Origin of the sequence: Variovorax sp. V15 (assembly GCF_041154425.1) — a bacterium.
In the GTDB taxonomy this organism is placed as follows: domain Bacteria; phylum Pseudomonadota; class Gammaproteobacteria; order Burkholderiales; family Burkholderiaceae_C; genus Variovorax; species Variovorax guangxiensis.
Genome location: NZ_AP028659.1, coordinates 1,655,429 through 1,681,109, shown reverse-complemented (window position 1 = coordinate 1,681,109; position 25,681 = coordinate 1,655,429). Strand labels below are relative to the sequence as shown.

General features: G+C 66.4%; 23 protein-coding genes. 20 read left to right on the top strand and 3 right to left on the bottom strand.

Going from position 1 to position 25,681, the window contains the following annotated elements; genetic code table 11:
* Positions 1 to 315 precede the first annotated feature (315 nt).
* The 8 genes from ACAM57_RS08110 (at position 316) to ACAM57_RS08075 (ending at position 10,063) form a co-directional block, all read left to right on the top strand.
* Positions 316 to 1,614 (top strand): hypothetical protein, encoded by a 1,299-nt coding sequence (locus ACAM57_RS08110; RefSeq protein WP_369661277.1) that lies wholly within the window; start codon positions 316 to 318, stop codon positions 1,612 to 1,614.
* Positions 1,615 to 1,892: 278 nt separating this feature from the next.
* Positions 1,893 to 3,386 (top strand): NCS1 family nucleobase:cation symporter-1, encoded by a 1,494-nt coding sequence (locus tag ACAM57_RS08105; RefSeq protein WP_126024288.1) that lies wholly within the window; start codon positions 1,893 to 1,895, stop codon positions 3,384 to 3,386.
* 42 nt (positions 3,387 to 3,428) lie between these two features.
* Positions 3,429 to 4,166 carry an aspartate/glutamate racemase family protein gene (locus tag ACAM57_RS08100; RefSeq protein WP_369661276.1) on the top strand — a complete coding sequence of 246 codons (738 nt, stop codon included), beginning with the start codon at positions 3,429 to 3,431 and terminating at the stop codon, positions 4,164 to 4,166.
* Positions 4,167 to 4,180: 14 nt separating this feature from the next.
* Positions 4,181 to 4,936 carry a GntR family transcriptional regulator gene (locus ACAM57_RS08095; protein WP_369661275.1) on the top strand — a complete coding sequence of 252 codons (756 nt, stop codon included), beginning with the start codon at positions 4,181 to 4,183 and terminating at the stop codon, positions 4,934 to 4,936.
* A gap of 6 nt (positions 4,937 to 4,942) precedes the next feature.
* Positions 4,943 to 5,482, top strand: coding sequence for a helix-turn-helix transcriptional regulator (locus tag ACAM57_RS08090; protein WP_369661274.1), 540 nt, complete (start codon positions 4,943 to 4,945; stop codon positions 5,480 to 5,482).
* Positions 5,483 to 5,598: 116 nt separating this feature from the next.
* The gene (locus ACAM57_RS08085; protein WP_369661273.1) at positions 5,599 to 7,365 is read left to right on the top strand and encodes an EAL domain-containing protein; all 1,767 of its coding nucleotides are present in this window, start codon (positions 5,599 to 5,601) and stop codon (positions 7,363 to 7,365) included.
* A gap of 55 nt (positions 7,366 to 7,420) precedes the next feature.
* A complete protein-coding gene (locus tag ACAM57_RS08080; protein ID WP_369661272.1) occupies positions 7,421 to 8,404 on the top strand; it encodes an NAD-dependent epimerase/dehydratase family protein in 984 nt (327 codons plus the stop codon).
* Between the two features lie 168 nt (positions 8,405 to 8,572).
* Positions 8,573 to 10,063, top strand: a complete 1,491-nt coding sequence (locus ACAM57_RS08075) for a nucleobase:cation symporter-2 family protein (protein ID WP_126024282.1) — start codon at positions 8,573 to 8,575, stop codon at positions 10,061 to 10,063.
* Positions 10,064 to 10,076: 13 nt separating this feature from the next.
* On the opposite strand, the gene ACAM57_RS08070 is transcribed toward ACAM57_RS08075, so the two are convergent.
* Positions 10,077 to 10,937, bottom strand: coding sequence for an aldo/keto reductase (locus ACAM57_RS08070; protein ID WP_369661271.1), 861 nt, complete (start codon positions 10,935 to 10,937; stop codon positions 10,077 to 10,079).
* A gap of 31 nt (positions 10,938 to 10,968) precedes the next feature.
* A complete protein-coding gene (locus tag ACAM57_RS08065) occupies positions 10,969 to 12,396 on the bottom strand; it encodes a sensor histidine kinase (RefSeq protein ID WP_369661270.1) in 1,428 nt (475 codons plus the stop codon).
* Between the two features lie 350 nt (positions 12,397 to 12,746).
* Here ACAM57_RS08065 and ACAM57_RS08060 point away from each other — a divergent pair, with 350 nt between their 5' ends.
* The 9 genes from ACAM57_RS08060 to ACAM57_RS08020 all read left to right on the top strand — a co-directional run bounded on the left by ACAM57_RS08060 (position 12,747) and on the right by ACAM57_RS08020 (position 23,054).
* A complete protein-coding gene (locus tag ACAM57_RS08060) occupies positions 12,747 to 13,832 on the top strand; it encodes a tartrate dehydrogenase (RefSeq protein WP_369661269.1) in 1,086 nt (361 codons plus the stop codon).
* Between the two features lie 36 nt (positions 13,833 to 13,868).
* Positions 13,869 to 14,819: an ABC transporter permease gene (locus tag ACAM57_RS08055; RefSeq protein WP_369661268.1), complete on the top strand. Its 951-nt coding sequence runs from the start codon at positions 13,869 to 13,871 to the stop codon at positions 14,817 to 14,819.
* Positions 14,816 to 15,715: an ABC transporter permease gene (locus tag ACAM57_RS08050; protein WP_126023518.1), complete on the top strand. Its 900-nt coding sequence runs from the start codon at positions 14,816 to 14,818 to the stop codon at positions 15,713 to 15,715. Before ACAM57_RS08055 ends, ACAM57_RS08050 begins: the two co-directional genes overlap by 4 nt.
* Positions 15,716 to 15,890: 175 nt before the next feature.
* Positions 15,891 to 16,886: an ABC transporter ATP-binding protein gene (locus ACAM57_RS08045; protein WP_369661267.1), complete on the top strand. Its 996-nt coding sequence runs from the start codon at positions 15,891 to 15,893 to the stop codon at positions 16,884 to 16,886.
* Complete coding sequence (locus ACAM57_RS08040) at positions 16,883 to 17,701, top strand: ATP-binding cassette domain-containing protein (RefSeq protein WP_184641490.1); 819 nt, start codon at positions 16,883 to 16,885, stop codon at positions 17,699 to 17,701. Before ACAM57_RS08045 ends, ACAM57_RS08040 begins: the two co-directional genes overlap by 4 nt.
* Positions 17,702 to 17,755: 54 nt before the next feature.
* Entirely contained in the window at positions 17,756 to 19,249 is a 1,494-nt protein-coding gene (locus ACAM57_RS08035) for an ABC transporter substrate-binding protein (RefSeq protein WP_369661266.1), read from the top strand.
* A gap of 4 nt (positions 19,250 to 19,253) precedes the next feature.
* The gene (locus tag ACAM57_RS08030) at positions 19,254 to 20,675 is read left to right on the top strand and encodes an amidase (protein WP_369661265.1); all 1,422 of its coding nucleotides are present in this window, start codon (positions 19,254 to 19,256) and stop codon (positions 20,673 to 20,675) included.
* Between the two features lie 24 nt (positions 20,676 to 20,699).
* The gene (locus ACAM57_RS08025; RefSeq protein WP_369661264.1) at positions 20,700 to 22,151 is read left to right on the top strand and encodes an aldehyde dehydrogenase family protein; all 1,452 of its coding nucleotides are present in this window, start codon (positions 20,700 to 20,702) and stop codon (positions 22,149 to 22,151) included.
* A gap of 9 nt (positions 22,152 to 22,160) precedes the next feature.
* Complete coding sequence (locus ACAM57_RS08020; protein ID WP_369661263.1) at positions 22,161 to 23,054, top strand: NAD(P)-dependent oxidoreductase; 894 nt, start codon at positions 22,161 to 22,163, stop codon at positions 23,052 to 23,054.
* Between the two features lie 268 nt (positions 23,055 to 23,322).
* Here the strand turns inward: ACAM57_RS08020 and ACAM57_RS08015 are convergent, their stop codons facing one another.
* Entirely contained in the window at positions 23,323 to 23,946 is a 624-nt protein-coding gene (locus ACAM57_RS08015; RefSeq protein ID WP_369661262.1) for a tyrosine-type recombinase/integrase, read from the bottom strand.
* Positions 23,947 to 24,160: 214 nt separating this feature from the next.
* On the opposite strand from ACAM57_RS08015, the gene ACAM57_RS08010 reads away from it, so the two are divergent.
* From ACAM57_RS08010 to ACAM57_RS08000, 3 genes are read left to right on the top strand one after another with little or no spacing between them, the layout of a single operon-like run.
* Positions 24,161 to 24,610 (top strand): hypothetical protein, encoded by a 450-nt coding sequence (locus tag ACAM57_RS08010; protein WP_369661261.1) that lies wholly within the window; start codon positions 24,161 to 24,163, stop codon positions 24,608 to 24,610.
* A 47-nt stretch (positions 24,611 to 24,657) separates the two neighbouring features.
* Positions 24,658 to 25,122, top strand: coding sequence for a hypothetical protein (locus ACAM57_RS08005; RefSeq protein WP_369661260.1), 465 nt, complete (start codon positions 24,658 to 24,660; stop codon positions 25,120 to 25,122).
* Positions 25,123 to 25,174: 52 nt separating this feature from the next.
* Complete coding sequence (locus ACAM57_RS08000; protein ID WP_369661259.1) at positions 25,175 to 25,666, top strand: hypothetical protein; 492 nt, start codon at positions 25,175 to 25,177, stop codon at positions 25,664 to 25,666.
* The last annotated feature ends 15 nt before the right edge of the window (positions 25,667 to 25,681 follow it).

The window sequence follows — 25,681 nt, the reverse complement described above, 5'->3', positions numbered from 1 at the left end:
GGAACTACCGTGCCGTTATATGTTTGCTGCAAATCATTGATCTAATTCATTACTTAGGGAGATGGCTGGTCTTTTCATCTTCCTGCTTGTGGAGCGTTCGATTTCTTCCTCGTCGAGGGGATCCAGGCTGAGCGCAGCCTGACACGGATCGACTTGACAGTGGAAATATCGTTACCGCATGAAATTCATTCCGGCGCTGTCATCGGCGGTTCTCGAGAGCCCGTTGGGTCGTTCCCTGTGCCACGTGCACATCACCGGGAATATCGAATGAGAAAAGCATCTTCTCTGCCCGCCTTTCAACTCGCCGGAATTCTGATGGTGAGCCTGATCGCAGGCTGTGTCGTTCAACCACCGGCCACGGCAGTCCGCACCGTCGTGCAACCCGCGCATGTCGCCGTCGCCGCGCCACCGGTCGTGAGCGTGTACGTCGATCCGCCGCTGTATCAGCCTCCTGCCATCGCGGTGGCATGGGCTCCGCCGCCGATGCTCGTGGAAGTGCCGCCACCCTCGCCATTCGTGGGCGCCGTGTGGACCGGCGGCTACTGGACATGGCACGGCAACTGGGTGTGGGCCGCGGGCCGCTGGTCCGCGCCTCCACAGCCGGGCTATGCATGGGTGCAACCCTATTACGAGCATCGCGACAACGTGGTGGTCTTCGTCGCCGGCCATTGGTCGCCGCCGGGCGTTGCATTCGTGCCGCCGCCATTGGGCCTGAGCCTCGCGGTGTCGATCGCGGCGGCAGGCGTGGTGGCGGGGATCGCTCCGATCGGGCCGCCTGGCGTGTTCGTTCCCGCGCCTCCCGGTTCGCGGCCCGGCCTGATCGTGCCCGCGCCGATCGGTACGCCGCCGGCGGTGGTCGTCAGTGCGCCGCCCGTCACCAACGTCGGCATGCGCGTGCAGAACACCACGATCAACAACGTGACGAACAACACGACCTTCAACAACATCACCAACGTCACGAACATCACCAACAACAACCAGACAGTGAAAGTGGTGGCGCCAGCCAGCGCGACTGCGAGTGGACGGCCGTTCGAAGCTGCGATACCGGCAAGCGCCCACCTTGCCGCCGCGCTCCCGCCCGTCGTGCATTCGATGGCGCCCGTTCCGGCGAGCCCGAAGCCGATCGCCGCGCTGCCGGCCGACCGCCAGCCGCCACCCGCGGCACGGCCGGCAGAGGCTGTGCGCCCTACGGCTCCCGGCACTCCTGCCGCACAGCAGACTGCCGCGGCTCGCCCGCCTTCGCAGCCGCCCTCCGCGCCTCGGGCACGCCCCGAGCCGCTCGTGTCCGAAGCGCCCGCCAGGAGGCCCGAGGCAGCGATGGCCTCGCCGACACCGGCGCAGGCTCACGCGGAGATGTCCCAGCAACCGAAGCCGGCCGCCGTGGAGCCGCAGGCCCGTATCGCGCCCGGCGAAGATCCTCGAATGGCGCATGAAGGGCGTCCGGCAATCGCCGCGCGCGAGGGAGCCGAGCAGAAGATCCAGCGTCCGCCAAGACCCGCGCCAGCTCCTGTACCGAGGCCGCGCCCGCCCGCGCCGCCACATGGGCACCCCGAGCATCCCCCGGCTCCCCATGAACGCGGCGCTCCCCCGCACAAGAAAGAGCACGGCCAGTAAGGTCGTCGCACGCCTCACGCCGCCGCGTCGGGCGATACCGGCCGCGTAGCGGTGCACCTCACGGGTGCACCGCTACGCGGCCGCGCCCCATCCCGAGGCATCCGGCCCGGTCCGCACCCGACGCCAACGCAAGACCTCAGGGATTACACCGATATATGAGTTCTCCAATGAGCTTGATTGCGCCCATTTTTTGTATACAAATAACGCATCCGAAAAACCGGCGCGAAATTTGCGTCAAAACAGGTCCTGATCCACCCACTCGCACGAGGAAGAAGACCATGAGCACAGTCGTCAGCCAGGCCCCCGCGGGGGCGAGCGAAGCCGGCATTGCGCCGCACGCGGAATCCAACGCCATCATCAAGCCCGGCTACCACCCGCGCCTGACCAACGAAGACCTCGCTCCGCTGAAGAAGCAGACCTGGGGCCAATACAACATCTTTGCCTTCTGGATGTCCGACGTGCACAGCGTGGGCGGCTACATCACCGCGGGCAGCCTGTTCGCGCTGGGCCTGTCGAGCTGGCAGGTGCTGGTGTCCCTGCTGGTGGGCATCGTGATCGTGCAGATCTTCTGCAACCTCGTGGCCAAGCCCAGCCAGGTGACGGGCGTGCCTTACCCCGTGGTGTGCCGCGCGCCCTTCGGCGTGCTGGGCGCGAACATCCCGGCCATCATCCGCGGACTGATCGCGGTGGCCTGGTACGGCGTGCAGACCTATCTCGCCTCGGCGGCCTTCATGGTGCTCGCATTGCACATGGCGCCGGGCCTGGCGCCTTACGCCGAGGTCACCAGGTACGGCTTCGCGGGCCTGTCCGCCCTGGGCTGGGTCGCCTTCATGGTCATGTGGGTCCTGCAGGCCTTCGTGTTCTGGCACGGCATGGACGCGATCCGCAAGTTCATCGACTGGGCCGGTCCCGCCGTGTACGTGGTCATGGCCATCCTGTGCGGCTGGCTGGTGTGGAAGGCCGGCTGGAGCAAGATCGACCTGAACCTGGGCGGCATCAAGTTCCAGGGCTGGGACGCGCTGCCCGTGATGCTCTCGGCCATTGCACTCGTGGTGAGCTACTTCAGCGGCCCGATGCTCAACTTCGGCGACTTCTCGCGCTACGGCAAGAGCTTCGAGGCGGTGAAGAAGGGCAACTTCTGGGGCCTGCCGGTGAACTTCGTGTTCTTCTCGCTGCTGACGGTCATCACCACCGCGGCCACGCTGCCGGTGTTCGGCGAGCTCATCACCGACCCCGTGCACACCGTGGGCAAGATCGACAGCACCACCGCCGTGGTGCTGGGCGCGCTGACCTTCATGATCGCCACCATCGGCATCAACATCGTCGCCAACTTCGTCTCGCCGGCCTTCGACTTCTCCAACGTGGCGCCGCAGCACATCAGCTGGCGCACGGGCGGCATGATCGCCGCGGTGGGCTCGGTGTTCCTCACGCCGTGGAACCTCTACAACAGCCCCGAAGTCATCCACTACACGCTCGACGTCCTCGGCTCTTTCATCGGCCCGCTGTTCGGCATCCTCATTGCCGATTACTACATCGTGCGCAGGCAGCGCATCGACGTGGACGCGCTCTACAGCATGAGCCCCAAGGGCGAGTACTGGTACAGCGGCGGCTACAACCCGAAGGCGATCCAGGCGCTGGTGCCGGCGGCCATCGTGCCCATTCTTTGCGTGATGGTGCCGACGCTGCGCGGCGCCGCCAACTATGCGTGGTTCATCGGCATGGGCCTGGGCTTCATCATCTATGCCGTGCTGAACCGCAGCGACAAGACTTGAATCATCGGTTAGTCAGTTAGACAGAAAGAAAGGGACCGCGCCGTGCGCATCAAGATCATCAATCCGAACACCACCTGGAGCATGACCGAGAAGATCGGTGCCTGCGCCCGGGCCGTGGCGCAGGCCGGCACCGAGATCGTCGCAGTGAGCCCGGCCATGGGGCCGGTGTCCATCGAAAGCCACTACGACGAGGCTCTGGCCGTTCCGGGCCTGTTGCAGGAAATCGCGGCGGGCGAGCGCGACAGCATCGACGGCTACGTGATCGCCTGCTTCGGCGACCCCGGCCTGAAGGCCGCGCGCGAGCTGGCGCGCGGTCCCGTGGTGGGCATCGCCGAGGCGGCGATGCACCTGGCCAGCATGATCGGCAGCCGCTTCAGCGTGGTGACCACGCTGGGCCGCACCATCGGGCAGGCCTGGCACCTGGCCGAGATCTACGGCATGGAGCGCTTCTGCGCCAACGTGCGCGCCTGCGAGCTGCCGGTGCTCGAACTGGAGGAGCCCGGCTCGCGGGCCCGCGAGCGCATCGTCGACGAGTGCCGCCGCGCGCTGGAAGAAGACGGCACCGACTGCATCGTGCTCGGCTGCGCCGGCATGACCGATCTGTGCGAGCACGTCGAGGGCGTGCTGGGCGTGCCGGTGATCGACGGCGTGGCCGCCGGCACCAAGCTCATCGAGTCTCTCGTGACGCTGAAGCTGCGCACCAGCAAGCGCGGAGAGCTCGCAAAGCCCCTGCCGAAGCCCATCATCGGTGCGCTCGAAAGCTTCACTCTCTCGCGCTAGGCCACAATCCGCGCATGCCCCGCGCCAGTTCCAAACCTTCCGTTCCCCCCGCTGCCGCCGTTCCGGACGAGAACGGCTCAGCCGTGACCGACAAGAACAGCTCCATCGAGAGCATCGCGAACGACATCGCCACCGCGATCGTCGAGAAGCGGCTGCCGCCCGGCACCTGGCTGCGCGAGGAAGCGCTGGGCCGCGTGTATTCGGTGAGCCGCACCAAGGTGCGCGCCGCCCTGCTGATGCTGTCGAAGGACAAGCTCATCGAGATGATTCCCGACAAGGGCGCCTTCGTGAGCCAGCCCTCGGTGGAGGAGGCTCGCGAGGTCTTCGCCGTGCGGCGCATCCTCGAGAGCGAGGTGGTGCGCCTCTTCATCGCATGTGCCAAGGCGCGTGACTACCAGGCGCTGGAGCAGCACATCAAGTTCGAGCGCACCGCCCTGCGCCAGACAACCACCATGGGCACCGTGCGCGAGAAACTGCTGGGCGATTTCCACGTGGCGCTGGCCGAAGCCACCGGCAACCGCACGCTGGCCGAGCTGGTGCGCGAACTGGTGGCGCGCAGCTCGCTGATCGCGATGCTGTACCACTCGTCGAACGACCCGCATTGCTCATCGGACGAGCACGCCGAGTTCCTGCGGCTGTGCCGCAAGGGCGGCGTGGAAGCCGCCGTGAAGAGCATGACCGAGCACCTGGAGCGCATCGAGGCCAGCCTCGAGCTCGGCACCGAAAAGCCCGACCGGCAGCTCGACCTGGTCAAGGCCCTGCTGGCCTGACCCGGCATGCGGAAGAACCTCGGCCTCGCGCTGCGACAGATGCGGCTGCTGCGTGGCATCAAGCAGACGCACTTCGCGCAGTTGATGGGCGTGAACCAGGCGACGGTGTCGCGCTGGGAGCGCGGGCAGCTCGCGCTCTCGCCGGCACAGCAAGCCATGGCGCACAGGCTGCTCGCGGCGTCCTGCGACTCGGCGCAGGACGCGGCGCTGAAGCGGCTGGTCGAATCGTCCACGCGCAAGGTGCACCTGGTCTGCGACCGCACGCACCGGCTGCTGGCCGCATCGCCTTCGCGGCAGGCCGAATGGCGCGCCGACGCCAGCGAGTTCATGGGCCGTTCGCTGATCGGCTTTGCCTCCAAAGAGATACTGGAAGCCGAAGCCACGCTCGAAGAGCTGGGCTGGCATGCGGGCGAGCTGTCGTCGCTCGAAGTCGCGACCGGGGCGAACACCGACCGGATCGTTCCGATCCTGCCTGGGCGCGTGCTGTGGGAGCGCATCGCGCTTTCCGACGGACGCGCGGGGCGCATCGTCACCACCATCGCCTGACCACGTCGCCGGCGGGGCGGCCCGTGCTCCTGTCATATAAATGCGGCATGCTGTAGCCCAAAAGGGCTACTCGCTGTTCTTCTGCGCGAGGGCCGCCGACGAACAATCTCCACAGCATGCTCCGGCCATCCCTGTCCAGCGCCAAGCCGCATCCTGCGATCACTGCGTTCTTCCAGCCGATCGTGGATCTGCGCCAGGGAACGATCTTCGGCCACGAGGCCCTGATACGCGGCGGTGCCGGCATCGCGCTACCCAGCCCCGAGGCAATGCTCGCGCTGGCCGCGGCGGAGTCGAGGCTGACCGGCTTCGAGCTTCACTGCGTGGAAGCGGTGCTCGCGCAATGGGGCCGCCTGAGCAAGCCGGGCCGGCTCTTCGTGAACATGAGCGCCGATACGCTGATCGAGGCCATGAACGCCGCGGGGGGCACATGCTGGCTAGAGCGCATGCTGGCGAACTACAACATCGCGGTGCGCGACGTGACGGTGGAGCTCACCGAGCAATGCGCCGCGGGCGATGCCGAGGCGCTGCGCCAGGCAGTCAAGGCGCTGCATGCGCTGGGCGCGCGCATCGCGCTCGACGACTTCGGCGAGGGCCATTCCAACCTGCGGCGCTGGAAGGAACTACAGCCCGACTTCGTCAAGATCGACAAGCTGCTTGCCCAGGACATCGCCAACTGCCCGCAAAACGTGGCGCTGGTGCGCGCCATCGCCGGCCTGGGCAATGCGATGGGAAGCGAACTCATCGCCGAGGGCGTGGAGAACGCCAAGGACCTGCGCGTACTGCGCGACCTGGGCATCGCGCTCGGCCAGGGCTACCTTTTGGGCCCGCCTGCGCCGGAGCTGCTGCCGGCGCTGCCCGAGGCCGTGGCGGCCACCATCGGCGATTCCCGCATCGCGGTGATGCCGCATGCGGCGCAAGCCTCGCAACCCAGCGTGCTGCGCGGCCTCTCGGTGATCCAGGCGCCCGCGCTGAGCCCGCAGACGCCGGTCGACGAGGTCGCGGCGGCCTTCCAGAAGCATCCGGCGCTGCATGCACTGGCCGTGGTCGACGATGAAACGCCCGTGGCGCTGATCAACCGCCAGTCGTTCATGAACGACTACGCGCGGCTGTACTTCCGCGAGGTGCACGGCCGCCGCCCCTGCCTGGCCTATGGCAGCAATACGCCGCTGGTCGTGGAACGCGAGGAGAACGTCGAGAGCCTGCTCGGCATCCTGATGTCGGAAGACCAGCGCTACCTGAGCGAAGGCTTCATCGTGACGGAGCAGAAGCGCTATGCGGGGCTGGGCACGGGCGACCAGCTGGTGCGCGCGGTCACCGAGGCGCGCATCGAGGCGGCGCGGCACGCCAACCCACTGACCTCGCTGCCGGGCAACATCCCCATCAACATCCACATCGCGCGGCTGCTCGACAGCGGCGCCGACTTCGCGGCCTGCTATGCCGATCTGAACAGCTTCAAGGTGTTCAACGACCACTACGGCTACTGGCGCGGCGACGAGATGATCCTGCTGCTCGCGCGGCTGGCGACGCAGCATGCGGATGCGCATCGCGACTTCGTCGGCCACATCGGCGGCGACGATTTCCTGGTGCTGTTCCAGAGCCCCGACTGGCACCGGCGCTGCGCCGGGCTGATCGCCGAGTTCAACCGGCAGGCACCCGGCCTCTACGACGAAGCCGATCGGCAGTCCGGCGGCATCGAGGGCGAGGACCGGCATGGCGTGGTCCGCTTCACGCCATTCGCCACGCTGGCGATAGGCGCGGTGCGCATTCCGCCGGGCATGTTCCGGCACGCCGAGGACGTGGCGAGCGAAGCGGCCATCGCGAAGCACGACGCCAAGCAGGCAGCCTCCGGGCTCACGGTGCGGGAAGCAAGGCCACGCGCCTGAATCGCGCATAACTTATGCGTGGACGGTCCATGCGGCCGCGGCTAGTCTTGCGGCCATGACCATCCTCATCACCGGCAGCGCCGGCCACCTCGGCGAGGCCCTGATGCGCACGCTGCGCGCAAGCTCGCAGGCCGCGCGCGGCATCGACATCGCTTCCTCCGGGTTCACCGACCGCACCGGCTCCATCGTCGACCGCGCCTTCGTGCGCGGCTGCATGAAGGGCGTGCGCACCGTCATCCACGCGGCCACGCTGCACAAGCCGCATGTGGCAACGCACAGCCTGCAGGAGTTCGTCGACACCAACATCACGGGCACGCTGGTGCTGCTCGAGGAGGCTATGGCGGCGGGCGTCGGATCCTTCGTGTTCACGAGCACGACCAGCACCTTCGGCTACGCGCTCACGCCTGCAGAGGGCATGCCGGCTGCGTGGATCACCGAGGACGTGACGCCTGTTCCGAAGAACATCTACGGCGTGACCAAGACATCGGCCGAGAGCCTGTGCGAGCTGTTTCATCGCAAGCAACAGCTGCCAGTGGTGGTGCTCAAGACTTCGCGCTTCTTCCCCGAGGAAGACGACGATGCCGCGGCGCGCAGCCTGCACTCGCTGGACAACGCGCAGGCCAACGAGCTGCTGCATCGCCGCGCCGATATCGAGGACGTGGTGCAGGCGCATCTTCTTGCGGCCCGGCACGCACCGCGCATCGGCTTCGGCCGCTACATCATCTCGGCCACCACGCCCTTCGCGCGCGACGACCTGCAGATGCTGCGGGAGAACGCGGCCGCCGTACTGCGCCGACTCTTCCCCGAGGCGGAGGCGCTCTACGCGAAGCAGGGATGGACGCTGCCAAGGCAGCTCGATCGCGTCTACGTGAACGAACTCGCGCGGCGCGACCTCGGATGGCAGCCGCGCCACGACTTCGCTCATGTGCTGCGCAGCCTGCGCGAGGGCCGCGATTTCCGCAGCCAGCTCGCGCGCAAAGTGGGCAGCAAGGGCTATCACGCCGAGGCTTTCGACGACGGCCCCTACCCCGTCGCATAGAGAAAAACGACCGGGGCAAGGCCCCGGACCGGATACGGGTTTTCCTGAATCCGGATTGTTGCATAAGTTGTATACAGTTTGGCGTACACAAACAGGTGTGCGCATGCCGAGCCGTGTCGCCCGCCTCTCCTCGATCAATCCCTCTCTCGCCGCAGCAGGAGACACACGATGACGGCCGACAGCACCCCCTCAACAGTCCATCCCGTGGATCAGCGGCTGCCCACCGGCAAGCTCGCCGCCCTCGGCCTTCAGCACGTGCTGGTGATGTATGCGGGCGCCGTCGCGGTGCCGCTGATCGTCGGCCGCGCGCTCAAGCTCAGCCCCGACGAGGTTGCACTGCTGATCTCCGCCGACCTGTTCTGCTGCGGCATCGCCACGCTGATCCAGGCGCTGGGCGCCACGCAGTTCTTCGGCATCAAGCTGCCGGTGATGATGGGCGTGACCTTCGCCTCCGTCGCGCCCATGGTGGCCATCGCCAACGCCAACCCCGGCCAGAACGGCGCGCAGCTGCTGTTCGGCGCCATCATCGGCGCGGGCGTGGTGTCGATACTGATCGCGCCGCTGGTCAGCCGCATGCTGCGCTTCTTTCCGCCGGTGGTCACCGGCACCATCATCGCGGTCATCGGCATCAGCCTGATGCGCGTGGGCATCAACTGGATCTTCGGCAACCCCGTGGGCCCGACCGCGCCCGCGCTGGTCGACCCGGTCTATGCGAAGTGGCTCGCCGAGGTGACCTCGCCCGGCAGTTCCATTCCCGCCGTGCCCAAGGGCTTCGCGATCCTGCCGACGGTGCCCAATCCCAAGTACGCGGACCTCTCGGGCTTCGGCGTGGCCGCGCTGGTGCTGGTGTCGATCCTGCTGATCGTGAAGTACGCCAAGGGTTTCGTCGCCAACATCTCGGTGCTGCTGGGCATCGTGATCGGCGCCGTCGTGGCCTCGCTCACCGGCCTCATGACCTACGAGAAGGTGGGCAAGGCCGCGTGGGTCGACATCGTGCTGCCCTTCCACTTCGGCATGCCGCAGTTCGATCCGATCCTGATCCTCACCATGACACTGATCATGATCGTCGTGATGATCGAATCGACAGGCATGTTCCTCGCACTCGGCGAAATGACCGAGCGCAAGATCAGCCAGAAGGATCTGGCGCGCGGCCTGCGCACCGACGGCCTGGGCACGCTGATCGGCGGCGTCTTCAACACCTTCCCCTACACCAGCTTCTCGCAGAACGTGGGCCTGGTTGCCGTCACCGGCATCAAGAGCCGTTATGTGTGCGTGGCCGGCGGCATCATCCTGATCGTGCTGGGCCTGCTGCCGAAGATGGCGGCGCTGGTCGAATCGCTGCCCACCGTGGTACTCGGCGGCGCGGGCCTCGTGATGTTCGGCATGGTGGCCGCCACCGGCATCCGCATCCTCTCGGGCGTGGACTTCAGGAACAACCGCCACAACGCGATGATCGTCGCGGTCTCGCTGGGCATCGGCATGATTCCGCTGATCGCGCCCAACTTCAAGCAATGGATGCCGCACGCCATCCACTCGCTGATCGAGTCGGGCATTTTGCTGGCGTCGATCGCGGCGGTGCTGCTGAACCTGTTCCTCAACGGCGCGAAGCACGATGAGAGCGCCGTGATCGCCGCGGCGAAGCAGGCCGAAGCCCACTGATCGCCGCCAGCGCTCAGATCATCGCCAGGGGCATCTTGCGCTTCGGCGGCGGATGCAGGCGATCCAGTTCGGCCAGGGTCGCCGCATCGAGCTTCAATTCGGCAGCGGCCAGGTTCTCCTTCAGGTGGGTGCTGCGTACCGCCTTCGGAATCGCAGCCACACCGGGCCGAGCGATCACGGCGGCCAATGCGAGTTGCGCTGCCGTCACGCCCAGTCGCTCGGCCAGTTCCACCAGCCCATCGTCCTCGGCCAGCGCGCCCTGGTCGATGGGGCTGTAGGCCATCAAGGGCATGCCGCGCTCGCGCTGCCAAGGCAGCAGGCCGAACTCGGGCCCTCGTTCGCCCAGCGACAGGTAGACCTGGTTGGCCGCACAAGCCGGGCCGTCGCCACCGGCTGCCTCCTCCAGTTCCTCCATGTCGTCGATGTCGAAATTGCTCACGCCCCAGTGCGCGATGCGGCCATCGTCGACCAGCGAATGCATCGCCGCCACCGTCTCGCGCAGCGGATGGTTGCCTCGCCAGTGCAGCAGGTAGAGATCGAGGGCGTCGAGCCCGAGCCGCTTCAGGCTGCGTTCGCAGGCATCTCGCGTGCCGCGTCGGCTGGCGTTGTGCGGATAGACCTTGCTGACGATGAAGAGCTCTTCGCGCCGCACGTCGTTCGCACGCAGGGCCTCGGCGATGGCCTGACCCAGCACGGTCTCGGCGCCGCCCTCGCCGTACATCTCGGCGGTGTCGATCAGGCGATAGCCGAGCACGATGGCTTCGCGCACGGCCTTGACCTCGTCGGCACGGCGTTTCGCGTCTTCGCCCATGCGCCATGTGCCCAGGCCCAGGACCGGCATCTCGCCGCCGGTGGGGAGTTGAAGTGTTCGCATCGGCCCATCCTAAGAGGGATGCGCCCGCTTGTCAGCCAGCCGACAGCGGCAGCCACACGGTCGCGCGCAGGCCACGACCGCCCTCCCCGTCGGACAGCTCGATGCGCCCGCCATGCTTCTCAAGCACCGACCTGACGATGGCCAGCCCCAGTCCGCTGCCCGACTGCGTCTGGTCCGGATTGCGGAAGAAGCGGTCGAACACGCGCTCGCGCAGCGCGGGCGGAATGCCCGGGCCCTGGTCCGTCACGCGCAGCACCGCATCCGATGACTCGCGCCCGACGCGCACCGTGACAGCGCCGCCATCGGGGCTGTACTTGATGGCGTTCTCCACCAGGTTGCTCACCATCGAGATCAGGCTCTCCCTCTCGCCGTGCACCGGCACCGGTTCGGGTACTTCAGAGGCGAACTCCAGCGCGATGCCGCGCGCCCGCGCCAGTGCCTCGACGAGCGGAATGCGGTCGCGCACCAGCGCATCGAAGGCCAGCGTCGCGGGCAAGGCGTCCAGCGGCATCTCGTCGCTTCGCATCAGTTGCCGCAGCTGGCCCACCAGCCGTGCCGCGCGGTCGTTGCTTCGCAGCAGGTTGGCCATGAGCTCGCGTTGCCCGGGGTCGGAGGTCCGGGCCTTCAGCGCCTCGACGTTCACGCGCATCGCATCGAGCGGGGTGCGCAGCTCGTTGGCCGCGTCGGCGATCAGGCCGCGCTCGCGCGATGCGCGGTCGCGCACGCTGCGCAGCAGTCCGTTGATGCCGCTCACCAGTGGCTGCAGTTCCTTGTGCGGCGGCTCGAAGGTCAGCGGCGAAAGATCGGCCGGGCCGCGCTCGGCCGTCTCCTTCGTCACCTGCCGCCACGGCCGCAGCGCAAGCATCACCGAGAGCCAGGCCGGGAAGACGACGAACGGCAGGCTGATGGCCAGCGGCAGCAGGTAGTAGCTGCGGTGTTCGATGGTGAAGTTCAGGCGCAGCACGTCGGGCTCCGCCAGCAGTACGCGCGTGTCCAGCAGCGGCGAAGTCATCGAGCGGGCGCGCCACACGCGATCGCCGGCGCGCACCTGCTCCACCCGCCCGGGCATCTGCGTGTGCATGAGCGGCGCACTCGGCGCGGAGTTGTAGATGAGCCGACCCTGCTGCCACACCTGCAGCACGGGCGCCCGATCCTGATCGGATTTGAAGTCGCTCGAAGTCTCCTGCAGCGCCATGTCGAAGGCCTTGAGGGTCTGCTGCTGACGCGCGGGATCGAAGGCCAGGTTCTGCGCGCAGGCCATGATGCTTTCGAAGACCTTGTCGTAGCGCACCAGCTCGGGCAGGCGGTTCGAGTCATACAGGAAGAGCGCCAGCGTGGCGCACCACAGCAGCCCCGCCACCGTGATCTGCGCGAACAGCAGGCGCCGCACCAGCGAGGGCTGGAGCCACCGTCGGATGCGGCGTGCGACCGCCTTCGCGGTAACGGACAAGAAATTCATGGGTCTCCTGGCGAGCGGTCTCTGCGGAGCGCCTCGCGAGCGCGCGGAGTATCGGGCAGGGCCGCGCGGGCTGCTTCAGAAAGCCTTCATGTAGGAGGCTCGAGGGCTTTCATGCGAGAGTCATCGGGAGCTTTCGCCTTCTAATTATTCGAATTCGAAGTCGGTTCCGTGACACACGATTTCTTCATTGTCATAGGGAAACGCATCGACGCAGCCTTCTTATTTTGTCAAGGCGAACTGGGTGCGAACCCCCTGCGCAGGCCCGTTTCTCGCTTCTAGAATTTTTTCGAAAGCCCGCGTCACGAGCGCCGGTGCCCCCGAACGAAACGAACTTTGAACAGGTTGAGTCAATGCAGAAAAAGCACAGGATTGCAGTCATTCCCGGAGACGGCATCGGCGTCGAGGTCATGCCCGAAGGGCTGCGCGTTCTCGACGCGGTCGGTCGCCGCTTCGGCATCGATTTCTCCTACGACCATTTCGACTGGGGTTCCGACCACTACGTGCGCACCGGCCTGATGATGCCGGCCGACTGGGCCGACAAGATCCAGGGCCACGACGCCATCTACTTCGGCGCCGTGGGCGCGCCCGACAAGGTGCCCGACCACATCGCCGTGTGGGGCCTGCTCATCAAGATCCGCCGCGACTTCGACCAGTACGTCAACCTGCGTCCGGTGCGCCTGATGCCCGGCGTGCCCGGCCCGCTGGCGCACCGCAAGCCCGGCGACATCGACTTCCTGGTGGTGCGCGAGAACACCGAGGGCGAATACACCTCCGTGGGCGGCCGCCTGTTCGAGGGCACGCCTCGCGAAATGGCAATCCAGGAAGCCGTGTTCACCCGCACCGGCGTGGACCGCATCATCGACTACGCATTCACGCTCGCCAACCGCCGCAAGCGCAAGAGCCTGACGGCCGCCACCAAGTCGAACGGCATCTCCATCACCATGCCCTACTGGGACGAGCGCCTGGCCGAGATCGCCAAGCGCTACCCCGACGTGGCGACGAACAAGTTCCACATCGACATCCTGTGCGCGCACTTCGTGCAGCACCCCGACTGGTTCGACGTGGTCGTGGCCTCCAACCTCTTCGGCGACATCCTGTCCGACCTGGGCCCGGCCTGCACCGGCACCATCGGCATCGCGCCGTCGGCCAACCTCAACCCCGAACGCAAGTTCCCGTCGCTCTTCGAACCGGTGCACGGCTCCGCACCCGACATCGCGGGCAAGGGCATCGCCAACCCGATCGGCCAGATCTGGTCGGCCGCGCTGATGCTCGATCACCTCGGCGGCGACGATCCCGTCTATGCACAGGCTTCGGCCGCCGTGCTCTCCGCCATCGAGACCGTGCTCAGCGAAGGCCCCCGCACCCGCGACATGGGCGGCACCGCGAACACCGTGGACGTGGGCCGCGCCATCGCCAAATGCATCTCGGCAGCATGACGCCCTGCCTCCCCAGTAGCGACCTGAGAGGCTGAGATGGGCCTGTTCCTGCTGAAGCGCACGCTGACGCTGATCGGCACCCTGATCGGCGCCTCGGTCATCGTCTTCCTCGTGCTCGAGATCCTGCCCGGCAACGCCGCGCAGATGCTCATGGGCCCCGACGCCTCGCCCGAGGCCGTGGCCGCCCTGGCCACCAAGCTCGGCCTCGATCAGCCCGCCTGGACGCGCTACTGGCACTGGATCGGCGGCCTACTCACCGGCAACCTCGGCGACAGCTACGCCTACAGCTCGCCCGTGCTCGACCTCATCCTCGAACGCCTCGCGCTGACGGTACCCCTGGCCGTGCTCGCCATGGCGCTCACCGTCGTGATCGCCCTGCTCGTGGGCGTCACCGCCGCGGCCCGCCACAACAAGCTCGGCGACGTCGGCCTCATGGGCATGGCCCAGGTCGGCATCGCCATTCCGAACTTCTGGTTCGCCATCCTGCTGATCCTGGTGTTCTCGGTGCAGCTGCAGTGGTTCTCCGCTGGCGGCTTCGAAGGATGGGGCGAAGGCATCTTTGCGGGCATCAAGTCGCTGCTGCTGCCAGCCCTTTCGCTGGCTGTGGTGCAAGCGGCGATCCTCGCACGCATCACGCGCTCGGCAGTGCTGGAAGTGATGCGCGAAGACTTCGTTCGCACCGCACGCGCCAAGGGCGTCTCTCAGCGCATGGTGCTTTGGACCCACGTGCTGCGCAACGCGATGATCCCCGTCATCACGGTCATGGGCATGCAGTTCTCGGAGCTCTTGGCCGGCACCATCGTGGTGGAGAACGTGTTCTATCTTCCCGGCCTGGGCCGGCTGATCTTCCAGGCCATCAGCAACCGCGACCTGATCGTGGTGCGCAACTGCGTGATGCTGCTGGCGGCCATGGTGGTCATCGTGAACTTCGTGGTCGACGTGCTCTATGCCGTCATCGACCCGCGCATCAAGGCCAGCGACATATGAGCGCCGTCAATCCAACCTCCGCCGCGCTGCCCGCCGCCCCCTCCGGCGTGGCACTGAAGGCCCCCGGCTTCTGGCGCCGCGCACTGCGGCATCGCAGCTTCTGCATCGGGGGTGTGCTGGCCGCACTGCTGGTGCTCGCCGCGTTGATCTCCTATGTGTGGACGCCCTACTCGCCCTACGGCATGGACATGGCGAACAAGCTGCAGGCGCCGTCCGGTTCGCACTGGCTCGGCACCGATGCGTTCGGCCGCGACGTGGCCTCGCTGCTACTCGTCGGCGCGCGCGCATCCATCCTGGTCGGTGTGATCGCGGTGGGCATCGGCCTCGTAGTCGGCACGGCACTCGGCCTGCTCGCGGCCGCCAAGCGCGGTTGGGTCGAAGAGGCGGTGATGCGGCTGTCCGACTTCACGCTGGCGTTTCCCGCCATTCTCTCGGCCATCATGATGACGGCCGTGTTCGGCGCAGGCATCGTGAATGCCATCGTGGCCATCGGCATCTACAACATCCCGACCTTCGCGCGCATCACGCGTGCATCGGCCAACGCGATCTGGTCGCGCGAGTACGTCGCCGCCGCGCGCGCCTGCGGCAAGGGCAGCTTCGCGATCACGATGCAGCACGTGCTGCCGAACATCTCGGCCGTGCTGATCGTCCAGATCACCATTCGCTTCGCCATCGCCATCCTCGCGGAAGCCGCCCTCTCCTACCTGGGCCTGGGCACGCAGCCGCCGCAACCCTCGTGGGGCCGCATGCTCAGCGAAGCCCAGACCCTCATGTTCCAGCAGCCGCTGCTGGCCGTCTTCCCGGGCATGGCGATCGCGCTCGCGGTGCTCGGCCTGAACATGCTCGGCGACGGCCTGCGCGACCTGCTCGATCCTCGTCTTGCGCGTGCACGGTGAAGAGGTGGTCGATGAACGAGCACTTCAAATGCGGGTACCAGTACGCAGAGGGCGCGAAGGTTTCGCGAAGGTCGCAAAAGAAATCCATAAACAATTTTCCCGATTCCCTTCTGCGACTTCTGCGTAGCTTTTGTCTTCCTTCTGCGTTCGGCCGCCCGATCCCGATCCACTGACCATGCCACTCCTCGAAGTCAACAACCTCCAGATCGGCCTGCAGACCCAACGCGGGCCGGCGCAGGCCGTGCGCGGCATTTCCTTCTCGCTGGAGCGCGGCGAAACGCTGGGCATCGTCGGCGAATCCGGTTGCGGCAAGTCGATCACCGTGATGTCGCTGATGGGCCTGCTGCCCTCCACCGCCAAGGTGTCGGGCAGCATCAAGCTCGACGGGCAGGAGCTCGTCGGGCTGCCCGAAAAGAAGATGTGCGAGATCCGCGGCAACCGCATCGGCATGATCTTCCAGGAGCCGATGACGGCGCTGAACCCGGTGCACACCATCGCACGCCAGGTCGGCGAGCCGCTGCGGCTGCATCGCGGCCTGACCAAGGAGCAGGCCCGCAAGGAAGCGCTGAACCTGCTCGACCGCGTGGGCATTCCTGACGCGGCCTCGCGGCTCGATGCGTACCCGCATCAGTTCTCCGGCGGCCAGCGCCAGCGCATCGGCATCGCAATGGCGCTCGCCTGCGGCCCCGACCTGCTGGTTGCCGACGAACCGACGACCGCGCTCGACGTGACCATCCAGAAGCAGGTGCTCGACCTGATCCAGGGCCTGGTCAAGGAAATGGGCATGGCGCTGATCCTGATCTCGCACGACCTCGGCGTGATCTCCAACAGCGTGAAGCGCATGCTCGTGATGTACGGCGGCAGCGCGGTGGAAAGCGGCCCGACCGACGCGGTGTTCGCCGGACGCGCCCATCCCTACACCCGCGGCCTGTTCGCGGCGCGCCCCGCCCTCGGCGCGGTGCGCGCGGGCCGGCTGCCGACCATCCGCGGCAGCGTGCCGGAGCTGGTCGACATGCCGCGCGGCTGCGCCTTCGCCGGCCGCTGCGCCCACACCATCGACCTGTGCCAGAGCACGCGCCCGCGCGAGACGCTGCTGCCCAACAACCACGTGGTGCGCTGCCTGCGGCTCGGAGAAATCGCCGCATCCACCGCCAGGACCGCCATCGCATGAGCCAGCCCGCTGCTAACGCCCGCCAGCCCCTGCTGGCAGTGAACAACCTCTATCGCCACTACGCGCTCCCGCGCGAAAAGCTCTTCGGCCCACCGCCGAGCGTGAAGGCGCTCAACGGCGTGAGCTTCGAAGTGCAGGCCGGCCAGAGCGTGGGCATCGTCGGCGAATCGGGCTCGGGCAAGTCGACCATCGCGCGTCTCGTGATGGCGCTCGATACGCCCACTTCCGGCACCGTTTCCCTCGAAGGCCGCAATCTGCACGCGCTCTCGAAGGAAGAGCTGCGCGTCGCACGCCGCGACTTCCAGATGGTGTTCCAGGACCCGTACGGCTCGCTCGATCCGCGCCAGACGGTCGCGCGCATCGTCGCAGAGCCGCTCGAAGCGCTCGCTGCCACCACGCGTGCAGAGCAGCGCGAACGCGCCGCCGAAACACTCGCCGCCGTGGGCCTGCGCACCACCGACATGGACAAGTACCCGCACGAGTTCTCGGGCGGACAGCGCCAGCGCATCGCCATCGCACGCGCCCTCATCACGCGCCCCAAGCTCATCGTGGCCGACGAACCCGTGAGCGCGCTCGACGTGTCGGTGCAGGCCCAGGTGCTCAACCTCATGCAGGACCTGCAGCAGCAGTTCGGCATCAGCTACCTGCTCATCAGCCACGACCTCGCGGTGGTCAACCACCTTTGCGATGAGGTCTGCGTGGTCTTCAAGGGCCGGATCGTCGAACGCGGCCGCCCGGCCGACCTGTTCGAGCACGCGCAGCACGAGTACACGCGCACCCTGCTTTCCGCCGTCCTGCACACGCCGTCGCGCTAGCCGGGACGAGCCCTCTTTCCCCTCCCTTTCACCCTCACCTCCAGGAACTATCGAATGTTGAAGCGACGCACACTCATGACTTCCGCCATGGCCGCGGCGATCCCGGGTGTCTTCCTGCCCCAGGCCCGCGCGCAGGCCGGCAAGAACACGCTGACGATCGGCATGCCACTCGAACCGCCGGGCCTGGACCCGACCAGCGGAGCCGCATCGGCCATCGCGGAGATCACGCAGTACAACATCTTCGAGACGCTCACCAAGGTGAATGCCGACGGCAGCGTCACGCCGATGCTGTCGGAGAGCTGGTCGTCGTCGCCCGACATGAAGACCTTCGTCTTCAAGCTGCGCAAGGGCGTGCGCTTCGAGAACGGCCAGCCCTTCAACGCGCACACGGTGAAGTTCTCCTTCGACCGCGCGGGCAGTGCCAAGAGCACCAACAAGGACAAGCGCTTCTTCAGCGAGATCGGCACCGTGGTGCTCGACGAGTACACGGTGGGCGTCAACAGCACGCTGTCGAACCCCGACCTGCCCTTCATGCTCGGCCAGTCGACCGCCTGCATCGTGGAGCCCAAGAGCGCCGAGACCAACGCCACCGCCCCCGTGGGCACCGGCCCCTACAAGCTGAGCGTCTGGCAGCGCGGCGCCTCGTGCACGCTGGTGAAGTCGCCCACCTATCGCGACCCGAACCTCGCGAAGACCGAGAAGTTCGTCTTCCGCTTCATGTCGGACACGGCCGCGCAGACCGCCGCGCTGCTGTCGAACGACATCGATATCTTCCCGCGCGCGGGCACGCGCTCGGTGAGCCAGTTCAAGGGTAACTCGCGTTTCCAGGTGATCGAGGTGGGCACGCGCGGCAAGGTGATCCTGACCATCAACAACCGCAAGAAACCGCTGGACGACGTGCGCGTGCGCCGTGCGATCCTGGCGGCCATCGACCGCAACGCGATCATCCAGGGCGCGGCCGACGGCTTCGGCAGGCCCATCGGCAGCCACTACGCGCTGGGCGCGCCGGGCTTCATCGACACCACCGCGATGAACCCGTTCGACGTGGAGAAGGCGAAGAAGCTGCTGGCCGAGGCTGGCGTGAAGACGCCGCTGGAACTGCGCCTGCAGCTGCCCCCGCCCTCCTACGCCCGCCAGGGCGGCGAGGTGATCGCCGCGCAGCTCGCGCAGATCGGCATCAACGTGAAGATCCAGAACGTCGAATGGGCGCAGTGGCTCAGCGGCACCTTCGGCGGCGCGCACGACTTCGACCTGACCATGGTCGCGCACGTGGAGCCCTTCGACCTGGTGAAGTACACCGAGCCCGACTACTACTGGGGCTACGACTCGAAGAAGTTCCGCGACCTGTTCGTCACCATCCAGAACGAAGAGAACAAGAAGCGCCGCGCCGACCTGCTGGCCGACGCCCAGCGCATGCTTGCGACCGATGCGGTCAACGGCTTCCTCTACCAGGCGGTGTTTCCGACCATCGCGCGCAAGGAAGTGAAGGGCCTGTGGCCGAGCATGCCGATCGTGGTGAACGACCTGGCCGCGATCTCGTGGGGCTGATGCGATGAGCACATCGACATCGAAGCCGCTTTATGCCCTGGGCGTGCAGGAGCTGCATGCCGCCTACGCGGCCAAGGAACTCTCGCCGGTGGAAGTGGCGCGCTCGGTGAACGAGCGCATCGCGGCCTACGAGCCCGAGCTGCACGCCACCTGGCTCTTCCGCCCCGAGCTGGCGCTGGAGCAGGCCCGCGCCTCCGAAGCCCGCTGGCTGGCCGGCAAGCCGCTGGGCACGCTCGACGGCGTGCCCGTGACCATCAAGGACAACCTCGCGACCAAGGGCGATGCGATGCCGCTGGGCACCGCCGCCTACGAGCTGGTGCCGATGACGTACGACTCGCCGCCCGCCGCGCGCCTGAAGGAAGATGGCGCCGTGCTGGTCGCCAAGACCACCATGCCCGACCTGGGCATGCTGTCGTCGGGACTGTCGAGCTTTCATGAACTCTCGCGCAACCCGTGGGACCTGTCGCGCACGCCCGGCGGCTCGAGCGCGGGCGCCGGCGCCGCAGCCGCTGCAGGTTATGGCCCGCTGCACGTGGGCACCGACATCGGTGGCTCGCTGCGCCTGCCGGCGAGCTGGTGCGGCATCTACACGCTCAAGCCCAGCTTCGGCCGCATTCCGCTGAGCTCGCCCTACATGGGCCGCTGCGCCGGCCCGATGACGCGCACCGTGGCCGACTCGGCGCTGATGATGGCCTCGGTCGCGCAGCCCGACGACCGCGACTACTCCGAGCTGCCGCCCCCCGTCATCGACTGGACGGCCTTCGAGGTCGACCCGTCGTTCATCAAGGGCAAGCGCGTGGCGCTGCACATGGACGCGGGCTGCGGCCTGCCGCTCGATCCGCAGATCGCCGAGGCCGTGCGCCGCGCGGCGAAGCGCATCGAGGCGGCTGGTGCGGTGGTGGAAGAAATCCCGCCCTTCATGACACCGAAGATGCTGCAGGGCATGGACCACTTCTGGCGCATGCGCTCGTGCATCGACATCCAGGCGATGGCGCCCGAAGTGCGCGCGAAGATCCTGCCGTACATCCGCGAATGGGCCGAGAGCGCGGCCGGCTTCTCGGGGGCGCACATCTTCGACGCCTACAGCCAATTCATCGCCGCGCGGGCGGCGGCCATTGCGGCCACCAAGGCCTACGACTTCGTGATCTCGCCGGTGTCGCCCAACATGCCCGCGCCGGCCGACCACGCATCGCCCACCAACGACCCGATGCTGCCGCTGGAGCACATCGGCTTCACGGTGCCCTACAACATGTCGGAGCAGCCCGCTGCCTCGATCAACTGCGGCTACTCGGCCGAGGGCCTGCCGATTGGCCTGCAGATTGCCGGCCGCCGCTTCGACGACCTCGGCGTGCTGCAGTTCAGCTGCGCCTTCGAGCAGATCCGCGAACCGCAGAAACCCTGGCCGGAACCCAACACGTCCCGCTGACCGGTCTTCAGGAGACAAGACATCATGAACGCAGCAGCCCACTACATCGACGGACGCCACGTGCAGTCCGAAGGCAACGCCACCATCGACGTGATCGACCCGAGCGATGGCAGCAAGTTCGGCGAGATCGCGCGCGGCACCGCCGCCGACGTGGACACCGCCGTGCGCGCCGCACGCCAGGCCATGGGCGAGAACTTCGACGGCCCCTGGGGCGGCATGACCGCGCTGCAGCGCGGCCGCCTGCTCGCCAAGCTCGGCGCCGCCGTCCTGGAGCATCACGAGGAACTGGCCCAGCTCGAGGCGCGCGACACCGGCAAGGCGCTGCGCGTGGCGCGCAACGACGCCACCGCGCTGGCCCGCTACATGGAGTACTACGCCGGCGCCTGCGACAAGCTGCACGGCGACACCCTGCCCTACGAGCGCGGCTACACCGTGCTGACCGTGCGCGTGCCGCACGGCGTGACGGGCCACATCATTCCCTGGAACTACCCGATGCAGATCGCGGGCCGCAGCGTGGGCGCCTCGCTCGCGGCGGGCAACGCCTGCGTGGTGAAGCCGGCGGAGGACGCGAGCCTGTCGCTGCTGCGCCTGGCCGAGATCGCGACCGACGTGGGCTTTCCGGCCGGCGCGCTCAACGTGGTGACCGGCTACGGCAAGGAAGCCGGCGCTGCGCTGTGCGCACACCCCGGCATCGACCACATCTCGTTCACCGGCTCGACCATGACCGGCCGCAGCGTGGGCCTGGCCGCTGCCGAGCGCCATTGCCCGGTGACGCTGGAGCTGGGCGGCAAGTCGCCGCAGATCGTGTTCGCGGATGCCGACCTCGACGCGGCGGAGCCGGTGCTGCTCAACGCCATCATCCAGAACGCCGGCCAGACCTGCTCGGCGGGCAGCCGTGTGCTGGTGGAACAGTCGGTCTACGAAGAAGTGGTGCAGCGCCTCGCCAGGCGCTTCTCAGCAGTGCGCGCGGGCACGCCCGCCGAAGACCTGGACATGGGCCCGCTCATCAACGAAAAGCAGTTCCGCCAGGTGCGAGACATGGTCGCGACCGCCGAGGCCGCCGGCCTGAAGGTGGCGGCGCGCGGCACCGTGTCGCCCAACGCATCTTCCACCGGCTACTACCAGGAAGCTGTGCTCTTCCGCGACGTGCCGCACGAGAGCGACATCGCGCAGCGCGAGATCTTCGGCCCGGTGCTGGCCCTGACGCCTTTCGCCGACGAGGCCGAGGCGGTGCGCCTGGCCAACGGCACGGACTTCGGGCTGGTGGCCGGCGTGTGGACCCGCGACGGCGCGCGCCAGCTGCGCATGGCGCACAAGCTGCACTGCGGCCAGGTCTTCGTCAACAATTACGGTGCGGCGGGTGGTGTAGAACTGCCATTCGGCGGCGTGAAATCAAGCGGCTTCGGCCGCGAGAAGGGCTTCGAGGCCCTGCTCGGTTTCACGACCCTCAAGACCATCGCCATCAAGCACGGATGAAGACAACACATGACAAGCACTGAACAGCAGCAAGCGCCGCGCAAGGTCGGCCTCGTCGGCGTGGGCCTGATGGGCCACGGCATCGCCAGTAACATCGTCAAGCACGGCCATCAGCTGACCGTGCTGGAGCACGCGGGCAACCAGCCCATCGACGGCCTGCTGAAGGCCGGCGCCACTTCGGTGAAGGACGTGGCCACGCTGGCCGCGCAGGTCGACGTGCTGATCCTGTGCGTGACCGGCACGCCGCAGGTCGAGGCCGTGATGCTGGGCGACAACGGCGCGCTCACCACGCTGCGCCCCGGCACCGTGGTCATCGACTGCTCCACCGCAGTGCCCGCCTCCACCGCCAAGGTGGCTGAAGCCGTGAGCGCCAAGGGCGGCAAGTTCATCGACGCGCCCATGACCCGCACCGCGAAGGAAGCCGCCGAAGGCCGGCTGAACCTGCTGGTGGGCGGCGACGAGCAAGTGCTGGCCTCGTGCCTGCCGGTTTTGCGCTGCTTCGCCGAGAACATCACACACGTGGGCGGCATCGGTGCCGGCCACGCGATGAAGCTGCTGCACAACTTCGTGTCGCTGGGCACAGTGGCGCTGCTGTGCGAGGCCGCGGCCTGCGCCGAACGCGCCGGCGTGAAGCCCGACGTGTTCGTCGACGTGCTCGCCAAGGGTGGCGGCAACGGCGTGGCACTGGAACGCGTCAAGCCCAAGCTGCTGACCGGCAGCACCGATTCGCTGAAGTTCTCGATGGCGAATGCGAAGAAGGACCTGGGGTACTACAACGACATGGCCCAGCAGTCGTCTTCGAGCCATGGCATTGCGCAGGCTGTGGATGCGCTGCTGACGCATGGGGTCGAGAAGTTCGGTGGGGACCGGATGGTGCTTGATCTGGTCGAGGCGCTGCGCTGAATATTTGATCGTTCCTGCCCTGTGCGATGCCGATTCATTCGGGGTTCATGCACAGGGCACCGGACAGGCATTGCTCCGAAGGATCGATCTCGGCCACGGTCGACATGGGCATGACTGCGTTCAATGCCCGCTCCAGACTGGTTTCAGCCAGTCGACACGGCCCGCTGAATGACTGCCATGCGCCGCGATCGAGCCATCCGGCGGCGCGTCGAGCCGCTTCACTGCCGTAGCGTGGAAGACGGATCTGCGCCTCTCAATCGGCACTCGCTCAGATTTCCGTCTGCTCCGAGATCTCCAGGGCGTCATCCACATCGATGCCCAGGTATCTGACGGTCGACTCGAGCTTGGAGTGGCCGAGCAGCAGCTGCACCGCGCGGAGGTTCCTCGTTCGCCGGTAGATCAGCGCCGCCTTCGTCCGTCGCATCGAGTGCGTTCCGTAGTCGGCAGGATCTAACCCAAGTTCTCTGACCCAGCCCCCAAGAATCCGGGCGTACTGCCGGGTGCCGAGGTGCGGCGAGTCGTGCATTCGGCTCGGGAACAGGAAGTCGTCCGATCGCAGTCCGGTGCGCCGGATCCAGGCCTGCACGGCCTCGCGGGTTCCAGGCGTCAGCTCGAACTGCACCGGACGCTGCGTCTTGTGCTGCATCACCGTTGCCCGTGGGGCAACTTGCTCTCCGTGGCAGACGTCCCTGACTTTCAGGCTGACAAGGTCGCAGCCTCGCAGCTTACTGTCCAAGCCCAAATTGAAGAGAGCGAGTTCGCGCACTCGACCCTGCAGTTGCAGCCGCACCCGCAGCGCCCAAATGTCCTTGAGCTTGAAAGGCGCCTTCTGGCCGACGATCTTGCCCTTGTTCCAGGGCCCACGACAGGTTCCAGTGTCTGCTGATCCCATGATGGTCTCCCATCGAGTTGAGGGAATGTGAGCATGCGCGCGCCGTGTGCAGTTGTCCTTGATGCAGCACTTGCGTTCCATGGGTTAGGCATCAGCTTTCGCGGCTATGCCTGAACTGCGGCAAGGGGCACAATTGGCCATGACCAGTCGTTGGTACCGCAAGGGAAAATCAATCAGACAGCGGACGTTCAAGCCCTGCGACTACGGTTATCAAATGAGTTCCGACAGCAAACGCAACGTTGCCAACATAATCATTCTTCTGGGCCTGGTCCCCGCCGTGTTGTGGCTAGGGCTTTTCGCGATCAGTAGAGCACTGACCCCGTGGGCGGCCGGCGGCATCATTTGGCTCGGGGTTCCTCTGTGTTTTCTGAGCCTCCTGATTGCCGGCAGTGCGTGGGTATGGGCGCGCGATCTTGCAAAATCCAATCCTGAAGAATGGCGAGGTGCCCACCGTATCCCTGGATGGATCGCGACCGGTGTCGGTGGCCTTGCAGTCGGCGCGGTGTTCGCCATCAACATCCAAAGTTCTAGGACGCCAGACGAACCTCCGTCTCGATCAGTCCAGTTGTCGGCGGAGGAAAGTGCAGAGATCGAACGGCAGGCGAAATCAATGATTGAACAGCTGACCGGCAAACCTCAATCGCCGGCCTCACCCGCTCGCTAGTGGCGAATGCGGCCAAGTGCGGACTTCCGACTATTAACGCAATTGCGATGCCTCGATCACTTTCTGCAGCACGCGAGCGCGAGTTTCAAGAACTCTATGCTTTCGTCGACTTCTACTCCACGCAGGTCATGAAGCCTCTCGCAAATTCGCCGAAGATGGCAGACGTTTGCGTCAACATCATCGAGCAGCATGGAAGGTCGAAAGCGCTTGAAGGCTTGCGCATGGCGATCAATGACATTCTCGAGGAACTAAGCTGCATTCCTTCGGCGCAAGTCGAGTCTCTCGACGAAGCCTTTCTTAGAGCGGGGTTGGCCTCTTTGTCAGAGCTTCGGCGTAGGTACTCTTCTTCATTCAAACGAATCGTCAAGCGCGGCCGCATCCAAGATGACACCGAGTACTACTTGTTGAAGGGCGTGGTAGTTGACCAGAGCAACGACATAGACGCTACCGAGCGGGCTTTGCTTCAGCGGTTGCTAGATGCCTACGAGCATGCGGTCGCTCCAAAGTCTTAGCGGTTCAACGTCGGCAATGGAGGACCCCCAGGGTCCAGAACCAGACATTCCCATGCAGCAGACCAACGCAGTTGTCGAACTCGATGCTCTTTTGACGAAGTCCGATCCGGACTCAATGGATTGGTGTGAGTACGCCTATGAAGACGGCGAAGAGCTTCTCTCTAGGCTGAACGCAGAAGACCGCGCAGTCTTGTTCCACTCTGCAAAGACGAAGCCAGCTAGCTGGCGCGGATGCTTGGTCAGCATCCTTCATCCATCTAAGGCCGACGAGGGTGAAGTGCTGATCGGCGCTCTTTCGGACGTGGACGACAACGTTGTTGGCGAAGCGCTAGACAGGATCTATTTTTTCTGTGGCTTTAACTGCTCCGCCAAGAAGGGCGTGTTTGAAGACGCGCGAATTCGAGTCGCGCTTTTTTGGGATAGGGTCAGATTGGACCAGAGCGTCGTGGAGCGGATTGAGCAGATCTCTCAAAAGAACTCCTACCTTGCTGCCTATTGGAATGTGTTCTCGAAGGCCACAGGCGCACGTGAACCGCGTCCGTAGATGCCAGCGGCGAAT